Source organism: Lutibacter sp. A64, from assembly GCF_022429565.1.
In the GTDB taxonomy this organism is placed as follows: Bacteria; Bacteroidota; Bacteroidia; order Flavobacteriales; family Flavobacteriaceae; genus Lutibacter.
Map to the genome: position 1 here is coordinate 1,013,058 of NZ_CP092487.1, position 20,281 is coordinate 1,033,338.

Sequence of the window (20,281 nt, forward strand, 5' to 3'; positions counted from 1 at the left end):
TAAAAAATCGTTTTTTTAATTATATTAATAGTTGAAGCTGAAATATTATTTTAGAATCTTATATTACTGATAATCAATTGATAAATATCTAACATTAAAGATTCCTTTATTTTTATATAAAAGAATATTATTGATAAAAAAAACGCTTTCAAAAATTGAAAGCATTTTAAATATTTTAAAAAAAGGATGTTTATTTAAACGTAATTTTACGCATACGTAAACTTACAGGGGTTATTTCTAAATATTCATCTTCTTTTATATATTCCATACATTCTTCTAAAGAATAATCAATTTTTGGAGCAATTTTAACACTGTCATCAGTACCAGATTTACGAACGTTTGTTAGTTTTTTACCTTTAATTAAATTAACAGACATATCTTCTTGTTTGTTGTTTTCACCAACAACCTGACCTTTATAAATATCTTGGTTAGGATCTATAAAAAACTTACCTCTATCTTGTAATTTATCAATAGAATAAGCAGTTGCTTTTCCAGTTTCTGCAGAAATTATAGCACCGTTGTTTGAAGTAGCTATATCTCCTTTGTAAGCATCAAAACCACGTAATCTATGGTTTATAATTGCTTCACCAGCTGTTGCTGTTAAAATTTTATTACGTAAACCTATTAAACCTCTAGAAGGAATATCAAATTCTAAATGTTGTAAATCTCCTTTTGGTTCCATAACTAATAAATCTCCTTTTCTTAAACTTACCAAGTTAATTGCTTTACTTGCAGATTCTTCTGGAACATTTATTACCAATGTTTCGTATGGTTCACATTTAACACCATCAATTTCTTTAATAATTACATGTGGACGACCAACTTGTAACTCATATCCTTCTCTACGCATTGTTTCAATTAAAACTGATAAATGCAAGATTCCACGTCCAAATACATTAAACTTATCTTCAGTATCAGTTTCTTCAACTCTAAGTGCTAAGTTCTTTTCTGTTTCTTTAAATAATCTATCACGTAAATGACGAGAAGTTACATATTTACCTTCTTTTCCGTAGAAAGGAGAATTATTAATTGTAAACAACATACTCATAGTAGGTTCATCTACTTTTAATCTTGGTAAGGCTTCTGGATTTTCTAAATCTGCAATTGTATCTCCAATATCAAATCCTTCAATACCAGTAATGGCACATATATCACCACTTCTAACTTTAGATGCTTTATTTTTACCTAAACCTTCAAAGGTGTGTAATTCTTTAATTCGTACTTTTTTAAAGCTTCCATCAGCTTTACAAAGCATATAATCTTTACCTTCTTCTAAATCACCTCTAAATACACGTCCAATAGCAATTCTACCAACAAAAGATGTAAAATCTAACGATGTAATTTGCATTTGAACTGTACCTTCTTTATAAGGTGCTTCAGGTATATTTTCAAGTATAGAATCTAAAAGAGGTACTATATCAGTAGTTTCATCTTGCCAATCTCTACTCATCCAACCATTTTTAGCTGAACCGTAAATTGTATCAAATTCTAATTGTTCTTCTGTTGCATCAAGAGCAAACATTAAATCAAAAACTTTTTCGTGTACAATATCTGGTGTACAGTTAGGTTTATCAACTTTATTTACAACTACAATTGGCGTTAATCCAAGCTCTAAGGCTTTTCCTAGTACAAAACGTGTTTGAGGCATTGGTCCTTCAAAAGCATCAACTAATAGTAAAACACCATCAGCCATTTTTAATACACGTTCAACTTCTCCACCAAAATCGGCGTGACCAGGTGTGTCAATAATATTAATTTTTACGCCTTTGTAATTAATTGAAACGTTTTTAGATAAAATAGTAATTCCTCGCTCTCGCTCTAAATCATTATTATCTAATAAAAGATCTGTTCTAACTTTACGCTCATCTAATATGTGAGCTTGGTCAATAATTTTATCAACCAACGTAGTTTTACCGTGATCAACGTGAGCAATAATTGCTATATTTCTGATAGATTGCATATTCCGTATTTTTTAGAGGCTGCAAAAGTAATCGTTTTATTTGGTTTATTGTAACAAAAGTTGAATTATGATTTTTTAAAAATGTATATTTTTGAATAAAACCTAGTATTATGATATTAAACAACTTACCTTTAGTTAGCTGGAATTGGGGGATAATAGGTGCAATTTTAATGTTTTTAGTCTTTTTAGGACTGATTGTAGTTTTGCTTATATTTTTGCGTGGAGGCAAGAAAAATGATAAAACTGCTTAAAAATATAAAAGAGTTGCTTTATTTTAATAAAACAACTCTTTTTTTAAGTTAATTTAAATATTTCTTCTTGTTTTTTCTTCTTTTAATAAGCGAAGTTCTCTATTTGTTTGTCCGGCTACAGATGTATTTTCTTCAGCTCGTCTAATTAAATACGGCATAACATCTCTTACAGGCCCAAATGGTAAGTATTTAGCAACATTATAGCCTGCAGCAGCTAAATTGTAACTAATGTGGTCACTCATTCCGTATAATTGTCCAAACCAAACTCGTTTATCATTTTTATCTAAACCAGATTTTGCAATTAAATCCATTAATAAATAAGAGCTAGCTTCGTTATGGGTTCCAGAAAAAATAGCCATATCATCTATGTTTTTAAACATATAAGTTAATACATTATTAAACATAATGTCTGTTGCTTCTTTGGTTTTACAAATTGGATCTTTATAACCTTTTTCTTTAGCACGTTCTCTTTCTTTTTCCATATAAGCACCTCGTACAAGTTTCATTCCTATTTTAAAACTTTGTTTTTTAGCGCGTTCGTGTAGTTTTTTTAAATAATCCAATCGATCCCATCTATACAATTGAAGTGTGCCAAATACAATTACTTTTTCTTTATTATATTTACGCATCATTTCTTCAATTAAATCATCTGCGGCATCTTGCATCCAAGTTTCTTCTGCATCAATTAAAAGTGGAACATCTCTATCAAAAGCTGCTTTACAAACAATATTGTATCGTTCTTTAATACGTATCCATTCAACTTCTTCCTGAGCATCTAAAGGTGTACCTTCAGTAATTTTTTGATAAATTTTAAATTTTCCAAACCCAGTAGGTTTAAAAACAGCAAAAGGAATACCTGGCTTTTCTTTCCCAAATTTTATGGTATTTAAAGTTTTTTCCATGGCAAGGTCAAATTGAGATTCAACCTCTTTACCTTCAGCAGAATAATCTAGAACAGAATGTACATTTTTAGTGTACATTTTGTCTATTGTTGACATACAATCTTCTTCTGTTACACCACCACAAAAATGGTCAAAAACAGTTGCGCGTATAATCCCTTCAACCGGTAAATGCGTTTTTAGAGCAAACTTAGTTACCGCAGTACCAATTTTCACTAGAGGTTCGCGTTTTATCATTTCAAAAAGATAAAAAGCCCTATCTAGTTCAGAATTTGATTTTATCGAAAAAGCAATTTCTGTGTTGTCAAATAAGTTTTCCATTTATTAATTGTAATTAATCAAAGATAATTACAAACATTTTACTTTTTTCAATTTTTTACCTTTAATTTGCACTAAAATATTATCCAAAATGAAACCTATATTATCCAATAACTACTATGTGAACTTTAATGAAGAAGCTTACCTAAAATTGAACGCCTATTTAGCGGCTAATGTACCTTCAAAAATTTTTATTTTAGTTGATGAAAATACCAATCAACATTGTTTACCTATTTTATTAGAAACACTAGAAACTACTTCTGATATAGAAATTATTGAAATTGAAGCTGGTGAAGAAAATAAAAATTTAGATACTTGTACTGGTGTTTGGCAAACATTGACTGAATTAGGTGCAGATAGAAAAAGTTTATTAATTAATTTAGGTGGTGGTGTAATAACAGATTTAGGTGGTTTTGTGGCTTCTTGTTTTAAAAGAGGAATTTCTTTTATAAACATACCTACTACTCTATTAAGTATGGTCGACGCTTCTGTTGGAGGAAAAACAGGTGTAGATTTAGGTGTGCTAAAAAATCAAATAGGTTTGTTTTCTGACCCAGAAATGGTACTTATAGATCCGCAATATTTAGAAACTGTAACCGAACGCGAAATCCGTTCTGGATTGGCAGAAATTATTAAATATGGATTGTCTTATGATATTAAACTCTGGAATGAAATAAAACAATTTAAAGAGCTTTCAATTAGTAATATAAGTAAACTTATTCACCGTTCTATAGAAATTAAGAATGAAGTAGTTACTGAAGATCCTAAAGAACAAGGGTTGCGTAAAATTTTAAATTTTGGACATACTTTAGGGCACGCTATTGAATCTTATTTTTTAGAATCTGAAAATAAAGAAAAATTAACTCATGGTGAAGCCATTGCAATTGGCATGATTACTGAAACATACCTTTCAGAAAAATTATTAAATTTTCCTGTAGATGAATTAGCAATTATAAAGCATAAATTACTTGAAATTTATGGAAATGTTGTAATAGAAACATCTGATTACGACGCTATAATTGAGCTTTTAATTCACGATAAAAAGAATGTAGGCGGACAAGTAAATTTTGTATTACTTTCTAATTATGAAAAATATAAGTTTAACTGTAAAGTAGAAAAAGAACTATTAATTGATGCTTTAGATTATTATAAATCCTAAATAAATCTATTAACTTTATTTACCTAAAACTTCTTTATACGTTTCTATATAACCTGGTAATATATTTTGTAGACTAAATTGTTGAGCTTGTGCAAATGCATTTTGCTTAAATTTTAACAGTCTTTCATCAGATTCTAAAATATATATTCCATTTTTAGCCATATTATCGGTATCACCTATATTGCTTAAAAATCCTGTAACACCTTCAATATTAACCTCTGGCAAACCACCAGAATTAGTAGAAATAACAGGTGTTTTAGCTGCCATAGCTTCTAAAGCTGCTAACCCAAAGCTTTCAGTTTCAGATGGTAATATAAATAAATCTGAATAACACAATAACTTATTCACTTCGTTACTATTTCCTAAAAAAAGTATTTTATCTAGAATCCCTAAATCTTTTGCCATACATTCTATACGTTCTCGGTCTGGGCCTTCTCCAACTAATAATAATTTTGATGGTATTTTTTTCTGAATTTTGTAAAAAATATCAATAACATCCCACGCTCTTTTAACTGGGCGTAAATTACTAATATGGGTTACTATTTTTTCATTATTCTGAGCAATACTACTTCTTTGGCATTCTTCATCAGTAATTTCTGGGTATTTATCAAAATCAATAAAATTGTATATTACTTGAATCTCTTTTTTAATATTAAACAACCTTAATGTATCACTTTTTAAGCTATCTGAAACAGTTGTAACAACATCAGAATGGTTGATGCTAAACTCTACAGCTGTTTTATAATTTGGATGACTTCCAACTAAAGTTATATCTGTTCCGTGTAAAGTAGTTACAACTTTTACAACAATTCCTTTTTCTTTTAGCATTTGTTTTGCCATATAAGCCGCATATGCATGAGGAATTGCATAATGTACATGTAAAATTTCTAAATTGTACATTTCAACAACTTCTACAATTTTACTTGAAAGTGCTAATTCGTATGGTTGAAATTGAAATAACGGATATTCTTCAACAAAAACTTCGTGAAAATGAATGTTATTTGAAATAAAATCTAACCTAACAGGAAGTTTATAGGTAATAAAATGCACTTCATTTCCTTCTTTTGCTAAAGACATACCTAATTCAGATGCTACTACTCCACTACCTCCAAATGTTGGATAACAAACAATTCCTACTTTCATACTAATTATTAAATGATTAAAAAATTTAAAGGTTGAATTTATCTACCCTTTTACTTAGTTGTAAATATAATTTGAAACTTACAATAAGTAGAAATAAATATTATAAATAAATCTTAAAAAAGTAAAAGGCTGCTTAAAAAGTTTTTGCTTCCTAAGCAGCCTTTTATAATTAACGTTTAAACGAATAAATATTTAAACTTATATAATTTTTAGTAATCTCCTAAAGTTTCAGGATTTTGAGCAAGAGCTTCTGCTAATTGAGCATCACTTGGAGCTTTTCCGTGCCATGCATGAGTTCCCATCATAAAATCAATACCGTTACCCATTTCTGTTTTTAATAAAATACAAACTGGTTTTCCGTTATCGGTTAAAGATTTTGCTTCTGCTAAACCAGCTTTAATAGCTTCAATATCATTTCCTTTTTCAATTTCCAAAACTACCCATCCAAAAGCTTCAAATTTAGCTTTTAAATCTCCTAAAGGCATTACGTGGTCTGTAGAACCATCAATTTGCTGACCATTATAATCTACTGTTGCAATTAAATTATCTACATTTTTTCCTGCAGCATACATAATTGCTTCCCAGTTTTGACCTTCTTGTAATTCACCATCACCATGTAAAGAGTATACTAAACGGTCATCGCCATTTAATTTTTTAGCTTGTGCAGCACCTAATGCAACACTCATTCCTTGACCTAAAGAACCTGATGCAATTCTCACTCCAGGTAAACCTTCGTGAGTTGTTGGGTGCCCTTGTAAACGTGAATTTAATAATCTAAAAGTAGCTAATTCAGAAACAGGGAAAAAACCACTTCTTGCCAAAACACTATAAAAAACCGGAGAAATATGTCCGTTTGATAAAAAGAAAACATCTTCATTTTTACCATCCATAGTAAAATCTGTACTATATTTCATTGTGTCTTGGTAAAGTACTGTTAAAAATTCATTACAGCCTAAAGAACCTCCAGGGTGACCTGAGTTTACAGCATGCACCATTCTTACTATATCTCTTCTTACTTGTTGTGCAAAATCTTGCAGTTGTTGTGTAGTTGACATTTTATGTTTTTATTTAAAAAAAACAAAAATACTATTTTAGTACTATGAAGCAATAACTTTTATGAATAAAATTTTAAGTGCTTTATTAACAGTATTGTGTTTTTTTGATTTATGTTTTTTGTTTTTTCTTTTTTGCTGCTGGAAAAAGTACATTATTTAATATTAAACGATATCCAGGAGAATTAGGATGTAAGTCTAATTCTGTTTTAGGATCTCCTACTCTATGTTGGTAATCTTCTGGATCGTGACCTCCATAAAAAGTAAACATTCCTTTGCCTTTAACACCATGTATATAACGTGCCTCTCTATTTAATTTAATTTCTCCCATTACCAATACATTAGATTTTATGGCATCTCTATCAAAAGAAGTAGTTTGTCCCATAAAACCTTTTACTAATTGTGTATGGTTTTGACATAACATAGTTGGTATAGGATCCCATTTTGCAGAATACTCTTTTAATGAAAAATAATCAGCTGTGCGTTTTATATTTTGCCTTTTACTAGTCATATCTATTGAAGAAAATTCATATTCAATTGGATTTCTAACTAGTGTAAAATCTTTAAACGCTAAAGTTCTACTATAATCAATTTTATTCTGATAATCTATTTCTGAGGGATCACCATCAAACATAGTTTCACAAATATCTACACCTTCAGCAGACAATGCAATATCAAAACTATCTGTTGCTGAACACATTGCAAACATAAATCCGCCACCAATAACAAAATCTCTAATTTTTAAAGCTACAGCTAATTTTTGTTCAGACACTTTAGCATATCCTAACTTTATTGCTAGATTTTCAGCTGCTTTTTTTTGTTCTATATACCAAGGCGCAGTTTTATAAGCTCCATAAAATTTTCCATATTGACCTGTAAAATCTTCATGATGCAAGTGCAACCATTCATATAAAAGTAGTTTTTCATCTAGCACTTCTTCATCATAAACTACATCAAACGGAATTTCGGCATAAGTTAAAACCATAGTTACGGCATCATCCCAAGGCATTTTATCTTTTGGAGAATACACAGCAATTTTAGGTGCTTTTTCTAAGACAACCGCTTCCATATTTTTAGAAGGACTGCTAATTTCTTCTAAAATACTTGCAGCTTGTGCATCTGAAATTACTTGAAATGTTACACCTCTAATTTTACATTCATTTCTTGTAGCTTCATTATCTTCTAATAAAAAAGAACCACCTTCATAATTAAGTAACCATTGTGCTGTATTTCCTTGTTCTAAAGACCAAAAGGTAATTCCATACGCTTTTAAATGATTGGTTTGTGTAACATCATCCATTGGAATTAATATAAATGAAGCATAACTAAAAGTTGTAATAAATAACATTACAATAATTAAAATGCGTTTCAGAAAGAAGTTTTTTAACAATTTCAATTAATTAATTTTTAAAATGGTACGTCATCGTCATTTAAATTATCAGGAGCTCCAAAAGCATCTTCTGCTGATATTTCATTATTCATTTTAGAATGGAATTCGTTTCCAAAATCTTCATCTAAATTGCTAAATTGTGCTAAATGTCCTGTAAATTTTAAACGTATATTTTCTAAACCACCATTTCTATGTTTTGCAACAATAAATTCAGCTTGACCTTCACATGGTGTTCTTTCTTCGTCGTCCCATTCAGTTAAACCATAATATTCAGGTCTAAATATAAACGAAACAATATCCGCATCTTGTTCAATTGCACCAGATTCACGTAAATCTGATAGCAAAGGTCTTTTACTTCCTCCACGAGTTTCAACGGCACGCGACAACTGTGAAAGTGCAATTACTGGTATTGATAATTCTTTAGCTAATGCTTTTAAATTTCGAGAAATTGTTGATATTTCTTGCTCTCTATTTCCGTTTGAAGAACTTCCAGCAGTCATTAACTGTAAATAATCAATAATTATAATTTTAATTCCGTGTTGCGATGCTAAACGACGTGCTTTTGCTCGTAAATCAAAAATTGATAATGAAGGAGTATCATCAATAAAAATTGGTGCTTTAGATAAATTTTTAACCTTTACGTTTAATTGCTCCCATTCGTGAGGTTCTAAATTACCTTTTCTTAATTTTCCTGAAGAAATTCCAGTTTCACTAGAAATCATACGGGTAATTAACTGAACAGAAGACATCTCTAATGAGAATATAGCAGCTGGAGTTCCAAAATCAATGGCCATATTTTTTGCCATAGACATTACAAAAGCTGTTTTACCCATACCAGGACGTGCAGCTAAAATAACTAAATCTGAAGGTTGCCAACCAGATGTTAATTCATCTAATCGTGTAAAACCAGTAGCTACACCACTCATTCCACTTTTATTAGATATTTCTTGAATTTTTTTAATTGCTTGCGTAACTAATCCTTGAGCATCTTCAGATCCTTTTTTAAGATTCCCTTGAGTTACCTCAAAAAGCTTGGTTTCAGCATCATCTAATAAATCAAAAACATCTACAGTTTCGTCATAAGCTTCTTCAATAATTTCAGCAGAAATTGAAATTAATTTACGTTGAATATATTTTTGAAGAATAATACGTGCGTGAAATTCTATATGTGCAGATGAAGATACTTTTTGCGTTAAACCAACCAAATAAAAATCGCCACCAACAAGCTCTAACTTTCCAGATTTACGTAACTGATTAGAAACCGTTAATAAATCTGTAGGTTCAGAATTTTGAAACAAAGCATAAATAGCTTCATAAATGTACTGATGAGTTTCTTTATAAAAAACTTCTGGATGTAAAATATCAATAACATCATCTACTCCTTTTTTATCAATCATCATAGCACCAAGCACAGCTTCCTCTAAATCAACTGCTTGCGGAGGAAGTTTACCTTTCTCTAGACTTATAACAGAACTCTTTTTGAATTTTTTAGCTGGTGTTGGTTGTAAATTTTTCAATTGATAGTTTATAATTTATGGTGTTAAACGTCTATTTTTTTTATGAAATTAAGGATTATTATTCTATAAACGAACCTTTTTCAAAGAAAAACAAAAGTATATTTTTAATCTTAATAAGTACCTTAAATATCAATTTAATTTGCACAATTTTTGTTGATAAGTGTATTTTTTGTTAATAACTATTATAACGCTATTTAGTCAATATTTATTTCATATTTTTACAAAATGAATTCAAAAAAACGATATAAAATTCTTACATTATTATTAGTAATGCAATGGGCTTTTATTCAAATAATTGCTCAATTTCCTACTATTGTTGAAACCTACTATTCTAATGGTTTATATATTTATATTTCAAGATTTTTAAGAATTATTTTAGGTTGGATTCCTTTTTCAATAGGAGATTTAATGTATACAGCACTGGTTGTTTTTATTTTAAGAGCACTTTATAAAACTATAAAAAGTAAAAAAATTAATTTTAAAGCTACTTTTTTTAAAATTACTGGAATTCTTTCTATTGTTTTTTTTGTATTTCATTTTAATTGGGCTTTAAATTATTTTAGACTTCCACTAAATACTTCTTTAGATTTTGAAGTTAGTGATTATTCCAATGAAGAGCTTGTTAAGTTTACCAAAAAATTGATTTCCAAAACAAATGAAGTTCATACGTTTATAACAAAAAATGACACCTTAGTTGTTGAAAATCTATTTACAAAAAATCAGATTAAAGCAAAAGTTGGTGAAGCTTACAATCAATTAGAAAAAATTCATCCTCAATTTAATTATAAAAATGCTAAAGTAAAACATTCACTTTTTAGTGTGCCATTAACCTATATGGGTTTTGGTGGTTATATAAATCCTATTACAAATGAGGCGCAAGTAAATTCGTTAATCCCTAAAAATAATTATGCCGCTACAGTTTGTCACGAAGCTGCACACCAAATTGGAATTGCCTCTGAAAGCGAAGCCAATTTTGTGGGTTATTTAGCAACAACACATTCTAAAGATATTTATTTTAATTATGCAGGATATTTAATGGCCTTGCGCTATTGTATTTCTGAAGTTTACAGAAAAGACCCAACAAGTTTTGAAACTTTAAAACCACTTATAAATAAAGGAATTTTAAAAGATATAAAACAAAGTCAAGCCTTTTGGGAATCGTATCAAAATAGATCTGAAAAATATTTTAAAATATTTTACGATAATTTTTTAAAAGCGAATAAACAAAAAGATGGCATTGAAGGTTATAGTAAAATGGTTGTATTATTAATTAATTATCATAAAAACGCTGATTTTACCTCTTAAAACTATTGTTTTTTTTTAAAAAGTTAAAGACATTCAAAATTTTATTTATCACTATCTTTGTGAATTATTAATTCAACTATGCGAAAACAAATTTCAAGTGTACAAAATACGTATGTAAAAGAACTTTTTCAGATTAAAGAAAAATCTCGCATTCGAAAAAAAACAAAAACTTTTTTAATTGAAGGATTACGAGAAACTTCTTTAGCATTAAAAGGTGGTTACCAAATACAAACATTATTGGTAGATTTATCAATTATTGATGAATCAACTCTAACTGCATTGCTTGAAAGCACCGATTTAAACATAGAAGTTATTGAAATAACACATCAAGTACATCAAAAACTTGCTACTAGAACTACAACAGAAGGCATTTTAGCTGTTGCAAAAACCAAAGATTTAGTATTAGATACTCTTATATTTCAATCGGAAAATCCTTTAATTTTAGTTGCAGAAGCTCCGGAAAAACCTGGTAATATTGGAGCATTATTAAGAACAGCAGATGCAGCAGGAATTGATGCTGTTTTAATTGCAAATCCGAAAACAGATATGTACAGCCAAAACATTATTAGATCGAGTGTTGGTTGTTTATTTACAACTAAAATTGCAACGGGAACAACTTCAGAAATTATTGCTTTTTTAAAAACACATAAAATTAATATTTTTGGTGCATCCCTTACTGCATCTGTAGAATACCAAACAGTAGACTACACAAATCCAACGGCAATAGTTGTTGGTACAGAAGCTACTGGTTTAACAGATGAATGGTTGCAAAACACCACTTCAAATATTATAATTCCAATGCGAGGTGCTATAGATTCTATGAATGTTTCGGTAAGTGCGGCAATTATTTTATTTGAAGCTGTTAGACAACGTCAATTATAATTATTTTAAATTTATAGTTTATAAAAAATGACACCACAAATCCTTTTTTACATATTAATAGGTATAATTATCATCAAATTTTTATTTGATACTTATTTAGATGCTCAAAATGCTAAACATTTTAATGATGCTGTTCCTGAAGAATTAAATGATATCTATGATCAAAAAGAGTACGAAAAATCACAAGCTTATAAAAAAGTTAATTATAAATTTTCTAATATAGCTAGTGCATTTTCTTTGCTATTAACATTGCTTTTTTTTGCTTTTGAAGGTTTTGCTTATGTAGATGGAATAGCAAGAAGTATTACAGATAATACCATTTTAATTACACTTATTTTCTTTGGAATTATATTATTTGGTAGCGATATTTTAACCTTACCTTTTTCATATTACAAAATATTTGTTATTGAAGAAAATTTTGGTTTTAATAAATCAACTTTAAAAACATTTATTTTAGATAAAATAAAAGGTTGGCTAATGTTATTGGTACTTGGCGGTGGAATTTTAGCTTTATTAACCTGGTTTTACCAACTAACAACTACAAACTTTTGGTTATATGCTTGGGGGTTAATTGCTGTTTTTACAATTTTTATGAATCTTTTTTATTCAAAATTAATTGTACCTATCTTTAATAAACAGACAAGTTTAGAAGATGGTGAATTAAAAACGGCAATTGATGATTTTGGTAAAAAAGTAGGATTTAATTTAGAAAATATTTTTGTTATAGATGGTTCTAAACGTTCTACAAAGGCAAATGCTTATTTTTCTGGATTTGGTTCTCAAAAAAGAGTTACTTTATACGATACATTAATCAACGACTTAGAAACTGATGAGATTGTAGCTGTTTTAGCACATGAAATTGGTCATTATACAAAAAAACACATTATTTATAATTTAATATTATCGCTAATTTTAACGGGATTTACATTTTATATCTTATCACTTTTTATTGGTAATCAATTACTTTCACAAGCATTAGGAGTTGAATTTACCAGTTTTCATATTGGATTGATATCTTTTGGAATATTGTACAGCCCTATTTCAGAAATTACAGGATTTATAATGAATATTATCTCTAGAAAATTTGAATATGAAGCAGATGATTATGCTAAAGCTAATTTTAATGCAGAAGCTTTAATTTCTTCATTAAAAAAATTATCTAAAAATAGTTTAAGCAATTTAACACCTAGTAATTTGTACGTTAAGTTTCACTACTCACACCCTACTTTATTAGAACGCATATTAAATTTAAAAAAATAAAGATTTGACATTGTTGGGTAATTAAAAAATATTAAATTTAATCGATGACATACAATTTAAGCTTAGAAGAAGAAAATAAAGAAATAGCAAAACGATATAAAAGTTTGCTTAAAGGTGCGTATCAAACCTTTACTGATGCTGATAAAAAAGAAATTAGAAAAGCCTTTGATATTGCTTTAGAAGCGCATAGCACCCAAAGAAGAAAAACTGGTGAACCTTACATTTTTCACCCCATTGCTGTTGCTAAAATTGTAGCTTACGAAATTGGATTAGATACTACTTCAATTGTAGCGGCACTATTACACGATGTAGTTGAAGATACCGATTATACTTTAGAAGATATTGAACGTTTATTTGGTGAAAATGTAGCACGTATTGTTAATGGTTTAACTAAGATTTCACATTTAAAAAAAGATCAAGATGCTTCAATTCAAGCAGAGAATTTTAGAAAAATGCTCCTTACATTAAACGATGATGTTCGTGTAATTTTGATAAAAATAGCTGATAGATTGCATAATATGCAAACTATGGATGCAATGCCCTTAGATAAACAAATTAAAATCTCGTCTGAAACCTTATACATTTATGCTCCTTTAGCACATAGACTTGGACTTTACAATATAAAATCTGAACTTGAAAACCTAGGTTTAAAATATACAGAACCAGATGTTTATAATGATATAGTAAATAAAGTCACTCAAAGTAAAGAAGAACAAAAAATTTACATAGACTCTTTTAGTAATATTATTAAAGAAACTTTAGATAAAGAAGGCTTTAAATATACCATTAAAGGACGTAGAAAATCTATATATTCTATTCGTAAAAAAATGCTCTCTCAAGGAGTTACTTATGACGAAATTTATGACAAATTTGCTATTAGAATTATTTACAAATCTACTTTAAAAGAAGAAAAATTTGATGCTTGGAAAATATATTCTATTGTAACTGATCATTTTAGACCAAACCCTAATAGACTAAGAGATTGGATTAGCCAACCAAAAAGTACTGGGTACGAATCACTTCATATTACCGTAATGGGGCCAAAAGGGAAATGGGTTGAAGTTCAAATTCGTTCAGAAAGAATGGATGAAATTGCCGAAAAAGGTTACGCTGCTCATTATAAATATAAAAATCAGAATGAACGAGAAACAGGTTTAGACGATTGGCTAAATAAAATTAAAGAATCTCTAGAAAATCCTAACGCTAGTGCAATAGATTTTGTAGAAGATTTTAAATTAAATTTATACGCTAAAGAGATTTTTATTTTTACACCTAATGGAGATTTAAAAGCACTTCCAAAGCATGCAACCGCTCTTGATTTTGCATTTTCTATCCATACACAAATTGGTATGAATTGTAGAGGCGCAAAAATTAATGGAAAATTAAAACCAATTAGTGAAGAGCTTTTTAGTGGAGATCAAGTAGAAATTATTACTTCTAAAAATCAAAAACCAAATGTTGGCTGGTTAGATTTTGTTGTTACTGCACGTGCAAGAACACGAATAAAAAATGCTTTAAAAGAAGATCAAAAGAAAATTGCTGAAGAAGGAAAAGAAGTTTTAACAAGAAAGTTAAAACATCTAAAAATTTCTTTAAACGAAAAAGTTATAAACGAACTGGTTGTATTTTTTAAATTAAAAACCAGTTTAGATTTGTTTTATAGAATTGGAAATGGCTCTATAGAAAACTCACAATTAAAAGATTTTGTTGCTAAAAGAAATAATGCTTTTGTTAGCTTCTTTAAAAACAGAATACGTAGAAATACCATTAAACAAGAAGTTATAGATAAAGATGAAGTAGCTATAGAATATGATTCTTTAGTTTTTGGTGCAGAAGAAGAACATTTAGAATATAAAATGTCGCAATGTTGTAATCCAATTCCTGGTGATAAAGTTTTTGGTTTTATTACGATTAATGATGGTATAAAAGTTCATAAAAAAGATTGTCCAAATGCTATAAGCCTCCAAGCAAATTATGCTTATAGAATATTAAGTGCTAAATGGATAGACTCTAATAATCAAGAGTTTAAAGCAATTTTAAAACTTTATGGAGTAGACCATGTAGGAATCGTAAATGAAATTACTCAAGTAATTTCTAGAAGTATGAATGTAGATATTCATAATTTAAATATTTCGAGTAATAACGGTGTTTTTGAAGGAAGTATAACAGTAAGTGTTAAAAATAAATCACAACTACAAAAATTAAGCGATGCTATAAAAAAGATTGATGGAATAGAGAAAGTGGATAGAATTAATAAACATTAGTTTGTTCACAATTATAGTTAATAAATATAAATATTAAGCCTATTTTTTAAAAAAAATAGGCTTAACTTTGTTGTTTAATTTTAGAATTAAAATAGTGAACTTATGAGTGTTGAAAACCAGAAAATTGTAAAAAGCGTTTTTATTAAATTTCTCGAGAAGAATCTTCATAGAAAAACTCCTGAACGTTTTGCAATTCTTCAAGAAATTTATGATTTAAACGATCATTTTGATATAGAATCTCTTTATATTCAAATGAAACTTAAAAATTATAGAGTAAGTAGAGCAACACTTTACAACACAATAGAATTACTCTTAGAATGTGGTTTGGTTAGAAAACATCAATTTGGAAAAAATCAGGCACACTATGAAAAATCTTATTTTGATAAACAACACGATCACGTAATATTAACCGATACCGGTGAAGTTATTGAGTTTTGTGACCCTCGGGTGCAAATCATAAAAAAAACAATAGAAGATACTTTTAATATTGAAATTCATAAGCATTCTCTCTATTTCTACGGAACAAAAAAAGAAAAAAACAATTAATACTAACATATTATTAAGTAACACAACATGGCTGTAAATTTATTATTAGGACTACAATGGGGAGATGAAGGAAAAGGGAAAATTGTAGACGTTCTTACCTCTAACTATGATATAATTGCTCGTTTTCAAGGAGGTCCAAATGCAGGGCATACATTAATTTTTGACGGACATAAACACGTTCTTCATACAATTCCTTCAGGTATTTTTCATGAGAAAGCTGTAAATGTAGTTGGAAATGGTGTTGTAATTGACCCTATTATTTTTCAAAAAGAACTAGAAAACCTAGCAAAATTCAATCTAGATTTTAAATCAAAATTGTTAATCTCTAGAAAAGCACATTTAATTTTACCAACACACCGCTTATTAGATGCTGCAAGTGAAGCTTCAAAAGGAAAAGCAAAAATTGGCTCTACCCTAAAAGGAATCGGTCCAGCTTATATGGATAAAACCGGTAGAAATGGAATGAGAGTTGGAGATCTAGAATTAGAAGATTGGAAAGAAAGATATGCAGCTTTAACAGAAAAGCATATTAAAATGATCGACTTTTTTGATGTTGATATTCAATATGATTTAAAAGAATTAGAAACAGAATTTTTTAACGCAATTAAAATTTTAAAAGAACTAACTTTTATAGATAGTGAAGAATATTTAAGCAATGCTTTAAAAACTGGAAAAACAGTTTTAGCTGAAGGTGCTCAAGGTTCTTTATTAGATATTGATTTTGGAACATATCCGTTTGTTACATCTTCTACAACTACAGCAGCAGGAGCTTGTACTGGTTTAGGTGTTGCTCCTAATAAAATTGGTGAAGTTTTTGGAATTTTTAAAGCATATACAACACGTGTAGGTTCCGGTCCATTCCCAACCGAATTATTTGATGAGAATGGAGAAATAATGTCTAGTGTTGGTCAAGAATTTGGTGCTACTACTGGTCGTGCACGTAGATGTGGTTGGTTAGACCTAATTGCATTAAAATATGCTGTTGAAGTAAATGGTGTTTCGCAATTAATGATGATGAAAGGTGATGTGCTTTCTGGATTTGATACATTAAAAGTATGTACTTCATACAATTATAAAGGTACAGAAGTTGAACACTTACCATACAATATTGAAGAACATAACGTATCTCCAATTTATACAGAACTTAAAGGTTGGAAAGAAGATATTACTTCTATGACAAGTGAAGATACGCTTCCAAAAGAATTAAAAGACTATATTAAATATATTGAAGATTTTGTTGGAGTGCCTATAAAAATTGTTTCTGTAGGTCCAGATAGAAAACAAACAATAGTTAGAAAATAATTAAATAAGCTGTTTAAAATTTAGTTAATCATTCTAAACCTACTACTTTTGGGAAGTAGATTTTTATTTAAGTTGTAAAGTAAATATTTACACTATTAAAACTTAAAATAAATTAGATGATTTAAACAAAAATAGATTTTAAACAGCTTATTTTTTTAACATAGTATTTAAAGTTTCATTATTACTTTTTAATTAGTTTTGTATCTAAACTTATTACACTTGAAAAATATTTTATTCATATTTATTTTACTTTTTAGTATTCAAGCATTTACGCAATCTAAAAAAATTAAAATTTTAAAAGCCGATAATACCATGGTTGATCCTAAATTTCCAGGAGCAACTATTTCTATAGGTAATATATTTGTTGAACATGATGGTGCAACTTTACGTTGTGATAAAGCATATATTTATTCTGAAAAGAATTTAATAAAAGCTATGGGTAATGTTGTCATCAATCAAGGTGATACTATTTTTCAATATAGTAAATATGTAGATTACGATGGTAATAAAAAAATGGCTACTTCTTGGGGAGATGTTGTTTTAAAGGATGAACTGATGGTTCTTAAAACAGATACCTTATATTTTGATAGAGAAAAACAACATTTATTTTATAAAAGTTGGGGAACCATAAAAGATACTACAAACTTGCTTAAAAGTAAAATTGGTAATTATTACTTACAAACTAATAAATTTCAAGCATTTACTAAAGTAGATGTTACAAACAAAGACAGTAAATTAGTTTCAGATCATTTAGATTATTACACAAGTACAGGTATTGCCGAGTTATTTGGTCCATCAACAATTACAAGTAATGAAAATGCTATCTATACAGAAAAGGGGCATCATAACACAAAAACAAATATTTCTCATTTTTTAAAAAAATCTAAAATATTTTATGGTGATAGAACTATTGCAGGTGATAGTTTATATTACAATAGAAATACAGAATTTGCTTCTGCAACCGGAAATATTAAAGTATTAGATACAATAAACGAAACCATTATTAAAGGTGGTTATGCTGAATATTACAAGCTAAAAGACTCTGTATTTATAACAGATAGAGCTGTAGCTATTTCTGTAATGGAAAAAGACTCTATGTATGTTCATGGAGATAAATTAATGGTTACTGGAGTAGCTGGTGAGCGCTTAATTAAAGCTTTTAAAAGAGTTAAAATTTTTAAGTCTAACCTACAAGGTAAATGCGATTCTTTAGTTACAAATGAAAAAACTGGAATTACCAAAATGTTTACAGCTCCTATAATGTGGGCAGAAGGAAATCAAATAACAGGTGATACTATTCATTTTTTATCAAATATAAAAACAGAACAATTAGATTCATTAAAAATACTTAATGATGCATTGTTGGTAAAAAAAGATTCTGCAGGTTTTAGCCAACTAAAAGGTAAAAACATGTACGGAAAATTTAAAAATAATGCTATTGAATCTTTAGACGCCATAGGAAATAGTGAAACCCTATTTTTTTTAAGAGATGAACACGATAAACTTTTTGGAATTGATAAAAAGCAAAGTAGTGATCATATTTTAATTCTTTTTGAAAACGAAGATGTAAAAAGTATAGATTATTACAAAGCTATTACAGGAAAGACCTTCCCTCCTTCTGAGTTTGAAAAATTGAGTGATGATGAAAAATTATTACCAGGATTTATTTGGAGAGAAGATGAAAGACCTCTAACAAAGAATGATATTTTTATAAAAGACGAACCTTTAGAAGATGAAAATCCTGAAAAAATAAAAGAAATTGAAGAAATACCACAGAAAGCTATAGATTCTGTTATAAAACCACCTATAGAAAACGAACTTAAGAGAGAATAAAGTTGAAAACAAATTTTTTTAAACACCAAGCACAAACAAGCCCGTATCCATTAGCCTTACAAATATCACATGCAAATGGAGCGTATGTATACGATTCTAACCAAAAAGAATATTTAGATTTTATTGCAGGCGTTTCTGCAAATACTCTAGGCCATAATCACCCAGCAATATCTAAAGCTATAAAAGATCAGGTTGATAAATATACACATGTAATGGTATATGGTGAATTTATTCAAAAACCACAAGTAGCTATTTGTAGCTTACTTGCTAAAAATTTACCAAAAAATTTAGAAACTGTTTATTTAACTAATTCTGGAACAGAAGCTACTGAAGGTGCTTTAAAATTAGCCAAACGTTTTACAGGAAGAAGTGTAATAATTGCTGCTAAAAATGGCTATCATGGAAATACGCAAGGCTCAATGAGTGTTTGTGGTGCTGAAGAACAAAATAGCGCATTTAGACCATTAGTTCCTGGAATTAAATTTATTGAATTTAACAACACTGTAGATTTAGACAAAATTACAACTAATACTGCGGGTGTAATTTTAGAGACTATACAAGGCGGTGCTGGCTTTATTGAACCTAAAAATAATTATTTACAAAAAGTACTTGATAAATGTAATGAAGTTGGAGCTTTATTAATTTTAGATGAAATTCAATCAGGAATTGGTAGAACAGGAAAATTATTTGGTTTTCAAAATTACATTACCAGCCCTCATATAGTTGTTACAGGAAAAGGATTAGGTGGTGGAATGCCTATTGGTGCTTTTATTTCTTCTTTTGAAATTATGAGCTGTTTACAACAACAACCTAAACTTGGTCATATTACTACATTTGGAGGACATCCAGTAATTGCCGCAGCTGCAAATGCTACATTAGAAAAACTCTTAAATTCTAATTTAATTGAAGAAAGCTTAGCTAAAGAAAAATTAATCAGAAAATTATTAGTACATCCTTTAATTACAGAAATTAGAGGAAAAGGCTTAATGCTTGCAGTTATGGTTGAAACTAGTGAAATTGCATCAAAAGTAATTTTAAAAAGTTTAGAAAAAGGGCTACTACTTTATTGGTTATTATTTGAAGGAAGAGCTGTTAGAATTTCGCCTCCCCTTACTATTACTGAAGATGAAATATACAAAGGCTGTAATATTATTATTGAAGTTTTAAATGAAGTTTTAGCAGAATACTAACAAATATTTA

15 protein-coding genes are annotated in these 20,281 nt (G+C 28.8%); 9 read left to right on the plus strand and 6 right to left on the minus strand.

The window, feature by feature from the left end; translation table 11 throughout:
- Nucleotides 1-190: 190 nt before the first annotated feature.
- Together typA and MKD41_RS04160 are read right to left on the minus strand one after the other, a co-directional pair.
- Nucleotides 191-1,960 (minus strand): translational GTPase TypA, encoded by a 1,770-nt coding sequence (typA, locus tag MKD41_RS04155; RefSeq protein WP_240244179.1) that lies wholly within the window; start codon nt 1,958-1,960, stop codon nt 191-193.
- Nucleotides 1,961-2,264: 304 nt separating this feature from the next.
- Nucleotides 2,265-3,431, minus strand: coding sequence for a proline dehydrogenase family protein (locus tag MKD41_RS04160; RefSeq protein ID WP_240244180.1), 1,167 nt, complete (start codon nt 3,429-3,431; stop codon nt 2,265-2,267).
- A gap of 88 nt (nt 3,432-3,519) precedes the next feature.
- On the opposite strand from MKD41_RS04160, the gene aroB reads away from it, so the two are divergent.
- The gene (gene aroB / locus MKD41_RS04165; RefSeq protein ID WP_240244181.1) at nt 3,520-4,587 is read left to right on the plus strand and encodes a 3-dehydroquinate synthase; all 1,068 of its coding nucleotides are present in this window, start codon (nt 3,520-3,522) and stop codon (nt 4,585-4,587) included.
- 15 nt (nt 4,588-4,602) lie between these two features.
- On the opposite strand, the gene bshA is transcribed toward aroB, so the two are convergent.
- From bshA to dnaB, 4 genes are all read right to left on the minus strand, one after another.
- Entirely contained in the window at nt 4,603-5,730 is a 1,128-nt protein-coding gene (gene bshA / locus MKD41_RS04170) for an N-acetyl-alpha-D-glucosaminyl L-malate synthase BshA (RefSeq protein WP_240244182.1), read from the minus strand.
- A 209-nt stretch (nt 5,731-5,939) separates the two neighbouring features.
- The gene (locus MKD41_RS04175) at nt 5,940-6,785 is read right to left on the minus strand and encodes a transketolase (protein ID WP_240244183.1); all 846 of its coding nucleotides are present in this window, start codon (nt 6,783-6,785) and stop codon (nt 5,940-5,942) included.
- Between the two features lie 109 nt (nt 6,786-6,894).
- Complete coding sequence (locus MKD41_RS04180; RefSeq protein WP_240245004.1) at nt 6,895-8,130, minus strand: asparagine synthetase B; 1,236 nt, start codon at nt 8,128-8,130, stop codon at nt 6,895-6,897.
- A gap of 59 nt (nt 8,131-8,189) precedes the next feature.
- Entirely contained in the window at nt 8,190-9,689 is a 1,500-nt protein-coding gene (gene dnaB / locus MKD41_RS04185; RefSeq protein ID WP_240244184.1) for a replicative DNA helicase, read from the minus strand.
- 225 nt (nt 9,690-9,914) lie between these two features.
- Between dnaB and MKD41_RS04190 the strand changes: the two genes are divergently transcribed.
- From MKD41_RS04190 to MKD41_RS04225, 8 genes are all read left to right on the plus strand, one after another.
- Complete coding sequence (locus MKD41_RS04190) at nt 9,915-10,994, plus strand: DUF3810 domain-containing protein (RefSeq protein WP_240244185.1); 1,080 nt, start codon at nt 9,915-9,917, stop codon at nt 10,992-10,994.
- A 78-nt stretch (nt 10,995-11,072) separates the two neighbouring features.
- On the plus strand, nt 11,073-11,876 hold the full coding sequence (locus tag MKD41_RS04195) for a TrmH family RNA methyltransferase (protein WP_240244186.1): 804 nt from the start codon (nt 11,073-11,075) through the stop codon (nt 11,874-11,876).
- 27 nt (nt 11,877-11,903) lie between these two features.
- Nucleotides 11,904-13,136, plus strand: a complete 1,233-nt coding sequence (locus MKD41_RS04200) for a M48 family metallopeptidase (RefSeq protein ID WP_240244187.1) — start codon at nt 11,904-11,906, stop codon at nt 13,134-13,136.
- Nucleotides 13,137-13,180: 44 nt separating this feature from the next.
- Nucleotides 13,181-15,400, plus strand: coding sequence for a RelA/SpoT family protein (locus tag MKD41_RS04205; protein ID WP_240244188.1), 2,220 nt, complete (start codon nt 13,181-13,183; stop codon nt 15,398-15,400).
- Nucleotides 15,401-15,502: 102 nt separating this feature from the next.
- On the plus strand, nt 15,503-15,946 hold the full coding sequence (locus MKD41_RS04210) for a Fur family transcriptional regulator (protein WP_240244189.1): 444 nt from the start codon (nt 15,503-15,505) through the stop codon (nt 15,944-15,946).
- 27 nt (nt 15,947-15,973) lie between these two features.
- Nucleotides 15,974-17,248, plus strand: coding sequence for an adenylosuccinate synthase (locus tag MKD41_RS04215; RefSeq protein ID WP_240244190.1), 1,275 nt, complete (start codon nt 15,974-15,976; stop codon nt 17,246-17,248).
- A 219-nt stretch (nt 17,249-17,467) separates the two neighbouring features.
- On the plus strand, nt 17,468-19,081 hold the full coding sequence (locus MKD41_RS04220; protein ID WP_240244191.1) for an OstA-like protein: 1,614 nt from the start codon (nt 17,468-17,470) through the stop codon (nt 19,079-19,081).
- Between the two features lie 2 nt (nt 19,082-19,083).
- The gene (locus MKD41_RS04225; protein WP_240244192.1) at nt 19,084-20,271 is read left to right on the plus strand and encodes an aspartate aminotransferase family protein; all 1,188 of its coding nucleotides are present in this window, start codon (nt 19,084-19,086) and stop codon (nt 20,269-20,271) included.
- The last annotated feature ends 10 nt before the right edge of the window (nt 20,272-20,281 follow it).